The organism is Paenibacillus sp. TAF43_2 (assembly GCF_052113545.1).
In the GTDB taxonomy this organism is placed as follows: Bacteria; Bacillota; Bacilli; order Paenibacillales; family Paenibacillaceae; genus Pristimantibacillus.
This window is the reverse complement of sequence record NZ_JBFRDK010000250.1, coordinates 1-6,760: the sequence shown is the minus strand read 5'-3', so window position 1 is coordinate 6,760 and position 6,760 is coordinate 1. Positions and strand designations below refer to the sequence as shown.

The following is a 6,760-nucleotide window of genomic DNA, read 5'->3' as shown; positions in this document are numbered from 1 at the left end:
GTATTAGTACACCTATTTGCAACATTCCAATCTTGTTTGTTAAAAACAGGTGCACTTTTACACTTATTTACTCTCCACTATCGGTTCGCGCACATTACAATCATACGACGATCATCGCCGATGCTGGATATGGTCAGTCTGAGTTATTATGCGCTACAAGCAGCAAGCAAGGGAAAAACTGAGCTGTGAGGATGGATATTCGCTGTCGGTAAGACGAATGATTGAACCCGAAAGTATTTTTAGGGCAGATAAAGAATAACCAAGGATTCCGGCGTTTCTGCTTCGCAGCTTACCTAAGGTAAGTCTGGAGGTCGGGTGGCTTTCGCTTGCCCATAATCCTATGAAGCAAGCATAGACCAGAATAGAAAAATAGCAGTACAGGAATAGCTCTCCTGTACTGCTACCAATACTCCCGTTCAAAGCGAGCTATTCCTCAGCGAGCTTGATGCTTATGGAACAGCCCCTTCAATTATTGGATTTCCTTTTGCCAAAGCTGCCTCACAAGTTGCTTCAAATAAAGGGACTGCGACCAGCGGTCACTAATCTCCGATTGCCGAGAACCAGCCTCATCTGACGTAATCGCATACKATGGAGGACCCAGCTCAACGACGATAGGGAATGAATCATTCTCTTTTCTTTGTCCATTAAGCCAGTGTCTCATTGCACTGCCCCACCATCTGGAGAAATGGGGTACCATCGGATGATTGCCTGCTTCCCCTGGGTCGATCTGTATTTGCTCGCCATTCGAGATACGAGTGTGGATACTATGCGTGTTTGGCAGCAAGCTTTGCAGCATCTGCTCCGCCTCATCCGAAATCGTATGAAGCTCACCAGCTACGACATAATGTGAATAGTCAATCGTAAGCCTCAGTTCCGGCAGTGACTGCAAATATTGCCGCGTTCGGATGAGATCCTGTGTAATCGTACCTCGGTGCGTCTCTACATAAACCGGGATGCCCGCCTGCCTCGACAGTGCATCAATTCCAGATAGCAGTTCAATGGCGGAATCGCCAATGAGGAAAGGCGTCATCACCTGTGCATTGATGTAGCCGATGTTTTCGAACGCTGCTGCTTTTTCCAAAAACTGAGACATCTCGTTTAGTGAAGAAGGATAAGCATTTACACTAAATGACATATTGTATTTATGGAGCAGCTCCTTCCATAAGCTGCTTTCCTCAGGTGCCGGCACAAAGGCGTTAATGCCGTCGAAACCATTTTCTGCTATTAGCTTGAATTTCCCTTCCATATCTTGCGCATGCCCCGCTGTTCCTTGCAACCCGCTCATACCCCACCAGGACATCTCAACCAACAATTTATTTTCTGTTTTCATCATTAATTAGTGCGGATAGGCCATATCAAATTCAACTCCGCATGGTCCTCCGTCCGGATTAATTTCCAAATCTACTGCGGTGCCATCCTGTCTAAACAAAGGGCGATAATGATCGCTAATATGAGTTGCTGATGCATTCGCATAATGGCAGATGAAGGCTCTGCGGAATTGATCCTTTGTTTTGTTTCTATACGACCCATGAATCAAGTTCCCGTTGAAAAATAGCACGTCGCCTTTATCCATAATTACCGGCATCGCCTTGTGATCCTTAGGCGGCTTAACGAAATGGGAAGTGAACGATTCCGTTGAATCCGCAATTTCAGGACAGCTAATTTCATGCTCGCTCGTCTTCGGAACGACAAGCAAGCTGCCGTTCTCCTCATTTGCCGCATCGATCGCCGTCCAAGCTGCGATACAATTGCCTGGCTCCACCTGCAAATAAAAATTGTCCTGATGCAGCGCTTGACCGCGTGAGCCTGGCGGCTTGTAATAAAACATGCTTTGGGCTGCAAGCGCTTCTTCGCCATAAAGATCGGCTAATACGTCCATAACCGGCTTATGAAGCAAATATTTTTTGGACGTCTCATTAAAACGATGCGGATGCATGACCCGCGGATAACGCTTTAACGGATCATCTGTCTCCCCTGACAGATCAGGCTCGAAATAGCCAGGCACCGCTTTATGGCTTATTTCCTCGAAAGTATCTTCTATGGTACGAATGTCTTCCTGAGAAAAAAGGCCTTTTATCACAATGTAGCCCTCCGTACGAAATTGATTAACCTGCTCTTCTGTTAGTGCAATCAATGCTTCTGTCATCGCATAACGCTCCTTCACTGAATTAATCATTGCTCTTGACATAATCATAGTGGTTTCGCTATTTTTAAGGAAGATTGATTACTGCTGAAAACTACTTGTATTATGCTATTTTGAAAATGAAGGAGGTGTTTGGCATGCTTTCAAATCACAGAAAAGAAGCTGAAACAGAAGCACATGGCGGTGTGTTTCTAAGTGGTCTATTTGATGAATCCGATTCCTATCGTTATCGCAGGCCAAACGGAATAAGTGATTGGCTTATTTTTTATACCTTAGAGGGTGAAGGCTATTTACGCACACCCGCTGGAGAGAGGCGCTGCCGCAAGGGACAAATCGGGCTGCTGCGCGCTGGCATTCCCCACGAGTATGGGACGATTGCGGGAAGCAGCTGGCACTTTTATTGGGCACATTTTCAGAAACTACCTGAAATTGACTATTTGCCAAAGGATGAAAGCATCGTCATCACGATTCCAGACGGCAATATGAGAAGTAGAGTACAACTCACCTTCGATCATATATTGAGTGATTCGAGAGAGCGGGCAAGCTTCTGGCAAATGTTATGCGAGAATGCACTGCGCCAAGTGATATTGCTAATAGCGCAGCAGCTGGATAAACGGCTGGATCCTCGCATCGAGCTTGCCCTGCAGTATTTATCACAGCATATGAAGCAGCCGATACGCATTGAAGAGTTGGCTCGGTCGGTTGGTTTATCTCTCTCGCGGCTATCCCATCTATTCAAGCAGGAAACTGGAACGAGCGTGGTCGAGCATCTGAATCATCTGCGGCTTCAGCAAGCGGCTCTTCTCATGGAGCATATGGGCCGTTCGGCAACCGAAGCAGCGCTTGATGTCGGCTTTAACAATTACAATCATTTTGCTGCGTTGTTTCGCAAAAGTTATGGCGTAAGCCCAAGAACATACAAAAAGGACAAAGCCGCTCATAACGAGTAGCTTTGTCCTTAGGGTTCCATCTATTTAATTAGGAAGTAATCATTAAACCTTTTGTACGGCTAAATCTAGCCAATCCATCTCTTCCTTGGTGAGCGTAATGAGCGAGCCTGCATCGCAGGAATGAAGCTCTTCCGCTGATTGCGCGCCAATCAAGGCACAAGTCGGAAACGGTTGGTTTAGCACGTATGCTAGCGCGATCTGGATAGCAGTAACGTTTTTCTCAGCTGCCAACTGCTTTGCACGCGCCAGACGCTCCCAATTCTCATCGCTATAAAATACACGTACAAGATCCTCATTATCTCTCACTTCTGGAGTAAATCTACCTGTGAAAAATCCTCTTGCCTGCGATGACCACGAAAGCAGCGGGAATTGCTCTTCCTCATGCCATGCGCAGGTTTCCTCATCAGCAGAGACGCAGCCATGCCAGAACGGTTCATTCGCTTTCGCAAGGCTAAGGTTCGGACTGCTGAATGAAAAACCGACAAGTCCATTTGCAGCTGCGTATTCATTCGCTTCCTTAATACGCTGCCATGTCCAGTTGGATACGCCAATCGCTCGAACGGTTCCTGCTTTCACATGCTCATTAAGAATATCGATAACCTCTGCTGCCGGTACTGCCGGATCATCCCGATGCAGTGCATAAAGGTCGATATAGTCGGTTTGGAGACGCTTCAAGCTAATCTCCAAATCATGAGCAATGGCCTCTTTGCTCACACGCGAACCCGTATGATCATGATGTGCGCCCTTGGTCAAAATAACCAATTGCTCCCGATTGCCGCGTTCCTGCATGTAGCGGCCAATCACTTCCTCGCTTTCCCCTCCGCAATAAATATGGGCTGTGTCAATTGAATTGCCTCCAATTGCTAGAAAAGCGTCCAGGTTAGTTGCTGCTTTCTCGTAGGAATCGTTATAGAAATAATCCGACCCTTTCATTAAGCGAGATACCTGCTTGGGTGAACCTTCAATTTGAATATATTCCATCGTCGTTTTGCCTCCTTAATTATGGTTTCGTTATATTTTAATTCGTGTATGCTCATGAGCAGAAAGCAGGCAAGCATCGATTACTTTCATGTTGTTAACCCCATCCGCGCTGCCGAACTGAAGCTCTGATACACCGTTAATGGCATTTGCCATATGATCGGCCTGCAAAGTGTAGGCGTTTACATGCGGCACCTCAACTTCACGGCGCTCTCCTTTTGCATCAACGAAGAAATTGCCGCTGCCCGGCGCGCCAGTCACAAATGCGGAAGGCACTTCGATAATACCCTCTGTACCCAGCACCTCAAGCGGGTTGCGGAATGCTGCCCACATGCCGCAATCAAACGTCAGTGAAACCGCACCTTCAAACTCGATTAATCCAGAGGCCATCATATCGACATGATCATGCTCTGGTGAGAACAAAGCCTGAACTGTGACGGCTTCAGGTTCTTTGCCAAGCAGCAAGCGAGCAGCATTAATTGGATAACAGCCTACATCGTAAATCGAGCCGCCTCCCCACTCCTTGCGGTATCTCACGTTTTCTTTATGTCCTGCATTGTTGAAGGTAAACGCGCTGCGAATGCCGCGAATGTCGCCTATTTCCCCATCTGCGATCACTTTCTTGATCATGTCGTATCGAGGGTGATAGCGATACATAAAAGCTTCGGACAATAACACGCCTGCTTTCGCAGCAGCTTCAGACATTTCAGCTGCTTCATGCGCAGTCAAAGCAAGCGGCTTCTCGCATAAAATATGTTTTCCTGCTTCAGCAGCCCGGATCGTCCACTCTCTATGCAAATGATTTGGGAGTGGAATGTATATAACGTCAATAGAAGCATCAGCAAGCAATTCTTCATAACTGCCGTAAGCAGTCGGGATATTCAGCTCTTCTGCTGTCTTCTTTGCCTTGTCCACGTCACGGCTAGCAATAGCCGCTACCTCATTTAATTCCGAAAGATGAAGGCCAGGTATTACTGCGCCTTTGGCAATTCCAGCGCAGCCCATGATGCCCCATTTTAGTTTCTTCGTCGTCACTCCATCGTCACCTCAACCATTATTTTATTATTATATTGCGATTGCAAGCTGAAACTAGTTACACCATCAATTCAGAGCGCTGCACCTAAATCGCGAGGTACAAATTAGTATCAAACGATTTCATTGTGCTTGCCTCTAGTTTAAAGTAGATAACCAAAAAATAAAATGATATTATTTTGTTATAAGTTAAAACAATATTGTCATTGAGGTGAGCAACATGCAAAGACAAATACATCTGCTTACGCTGCCAAATAATCCTTTTTTCTGTTTACCTGAATCTGTCGGGAATTACTGGAATGAGCCTGATCATTACACGCTTCGTATGGCGGGAGCGCTCAATAACTTTAATATTCATTACGTTGTTTCTGGAAAAGGTTATGTGGAGTGGGATGGCGAGGTGCACACCCTCGAGGCTGGTGAAGCTGTTCTTTATTTCCCCTTGCAGAGACAGCATTACTACAGCAGCAAGGATGATCCGTGGGATATAAGATGGGTTCATTTTTATGGGAGCGGGCTTCAGGACTATATGATCGAACGAGGGTTTCACAAAAGCCAGCTCTGGACAATCCGTCAGCCAACCGCTTGGGAACAGGTGCATGAGGATTTGCTGGTCGAGGCAGAAAAGTCTCGCATGCTGCATCCGACCAAGCTTTCTGCTCTCATGTATGCCATACTCGCCGTGTTCATCGAGCAAGCTGTGCCGATATCCGGCAGCAAAGCTAGTACGTCCGGCAATCGCATCTTAAAGCTGCTCCCTTTAATGCAGCAGGAAGCGGCTGAGCCGTTCATACTCGAGCAATGGGCTGAAAAAGCAGGAGTTAGCCCCTACTATTTTTGCAAATTGTTCCGAAATGTGATGGAGATGACGCCGATGGACTTTATTACGCGCTGCCGGCTTCAAATGGCGAAGCAATGGCTTCTGGAGCGCAAGGATGTTAATATCGGACAAATCGCTAGTGATGCCGGCTATCCGAGCGTCAGCTACTTCAACAAAAGATTTATGGCTCATGAGGGAATGACGCCTACGGTATATCGTCAGCTATACGGGGTGTAATACGAATGTTACTTTTTGCTCTGTAAGAACACATATGCGCTTAATGCTCTCTTTTGTGAGTAACCCGGCTGCACTTGAGCTCTGTAAGAACCTATTGGTTCTTACAGACACTTATGAATGTTACTTTTTGCACTGTAAGAACRCATATGCGCTTAATGCACTCTTTTGTGAGTAAMCCGGCTGYWCTCGAGCTCTGTAAGAACCTATTGGTTCTTACAGACACTTATGAATGTTACTTTTTGCTCTGTAAGAACRCATATGCGCTTAATGCWCTCTTTTGTGAGTAACCCGGCTGTACTCGAGCTCTGTAAGAACCTATTGMTTCTTACAGAAACATATGAATGTTACTTTTTGCTCTGTAAGAACGCATATGCGCTTATTGCATTTTTTTGTGAGTAACCCGGCTGCACTTGAGCTCTGTAAGAACCTATTGGTTCTTACAGACACTTATGAATGTTACTTTTTGCCCTGTAAGAACRTATATGCGCTTAATGCACTCTTTTGTGAGTAACCCGGCTGTACTCGAGCTCTGTAAGAACCTATTGGTTCTTACAGACACTTATGAATGTTACTTTTTGCTCTGTAAGAACGCATATGCGC

At 46.1% G+C, this 6,760-nt stretch carries 7 protein-coding genes and 1 pseudogene; 4 read left to right on the top strand and 4 right to left on the bottom strand.

The annotated features are described in order from the left end of the window. On the top strand, positions 1-182 hold a 182-nt coding region (locus tag AB4Z17_RS30770; protein ID WP_441964093.1), incomplete at its 5' end, for a hypothetical protein. Next, positions 149-355: pseudogene (locus AB4Z17_RS30765) on the top strand (transposase); the annotation flags it as partial. The gene AB4Z17_RS30770 and the pseudogene AB4Z17_RS30765, both read left to right, overlap by 34 nt. Positions 356-469: 114 nt before the next feature. Here AB4Z17_RS30765 and AB4Z17_RS30760 read toward each other — a convergent pair. After that, on the bottom strand, positions 470-1,333 hold the full coding sequence (locus AB4Z17_RS30760) for a sugar phosphate isomerase/epimerase family protein (protein ID WP_441964091.1): 864 nt from the start codon (positions 1,331-1,333) through the stop codon (positions 470-472). Between the two features lie 3 nt (positions 1,334-1,336). Then, complete coding sequence (locus tag AB4Z17_RS30755; protein WP_441913796.1) at positions 1,337-2,146, bottom strand: phytanoyl-CoA dioxygenase family protein; 810 nt, start codon at positions 2,144-2,146, stop codon at positions 1,337-1,339. Between the two features lie 134 nt (positions 2,147-2,280). On the opposite strand from AB4Z17_RS30755, the gene AB4Z17_RS30750 reads away from it, so the two are divergent. Next, complete coding sequence (locus tag AB4Z17_RS30750; RefSeq protein WP_441964089.1) at positions 2,281-3,093, top strand: helix-turn-helix domain-containing protein; 813 nt, start codon at positions 2,281-2,283, stop codon at positions 3,091-3,093. 42 nt (positions 3,094-3,135) lie between these two features. Here the strand turns inward: AB4Z17_RS30750 and AB4Z17_RS30745 are convergent, their stop codons facing one another. Together AB4Z17_RS30745 and AB4Z17_RS30740 are read right to left on the bottom strand one after the other, a co-directional pair. After that, positions 3,136-4,074 carry an aldo/keto reductase gene (locus tag AB4Z17_RS30745; protein WP_076270879.1) on the bottom strand — a complete coding sequence of 313 codons (939 nt, stop codon included), beginning with the start codon at positions 4,072-4,074 and terminating at the stop codon, positions 3,136-3,138. A gap of 30 nt (positions 4,075-4,104) precedes the next feature. After that, entirely contained in the window at positions 4,105-5,076 is a 972-nt protein-coding gene (locus tag AB4Z17_RS30740) for a Gfo/Idh/MocA family protein (RefSeq protein ID WP_441964095.1), read from the bottom strand. Positions 5,077-5,323: 247 nt separating this feature from the next. Here AB4Z17_RS30740 and AB4Z17_RS30735 point away from each other — a divergent pair, with 247 nt between their 5' ends. Continuing rightward, positions 5,324-6,160: a helix-turn-helix transcriptional regulator gene (locus AB4Z17_RS30735; RefSeq protein ID WP_076270881.1), complete on the top strand. Its 837-nt coding sequence runs from the start codon at positions 5,324-5,326 to the stop codon at positions 6,158-6,160. Positions 6,161-6,760: the final 600 nt, after the last annotated feature.

Bases quoted from the DNA above. Each gene is read 5' to 3' on its own strand.
- AB4Z17_RS30735 (WP_076270881.1), top strand. From the start codon at position 5,324: ATGCAAAGACAAATACATCTGCTTACGCTGCCAAATAATCCTTTTTTC.
- AB4Z17_RS30750 (WP_441964089.1), top strand. From the start codon at position 2,281: ATGCTTTCAAATCACAGAAAAGAAGCTGAAACAGAAGCACATGGCGGT.
- AB4Z17_RS30745 (WP_076270879.1), bottom strand. From the start codon at position 4,074: ATGGAATATATTCAAATTGAAGGTTCACCCAAGCAGGTATCTCGCTTA.
- AB4Z17_RS30755 (WP_441913796.1), bottom strand. From the start codon at position 2,146: ATGACAGAAGCATTGATTGCACTAACAGAAGAGCAGGTTAATCAATTT.
- AB4Z17_RS30740 (WP_441964095.1), bottom strand. From the start codon at position 5,076: ATGGGCTGCGCTGGAATTGCCAAAGGCGCAGTAATACCTGGCCTTCAT.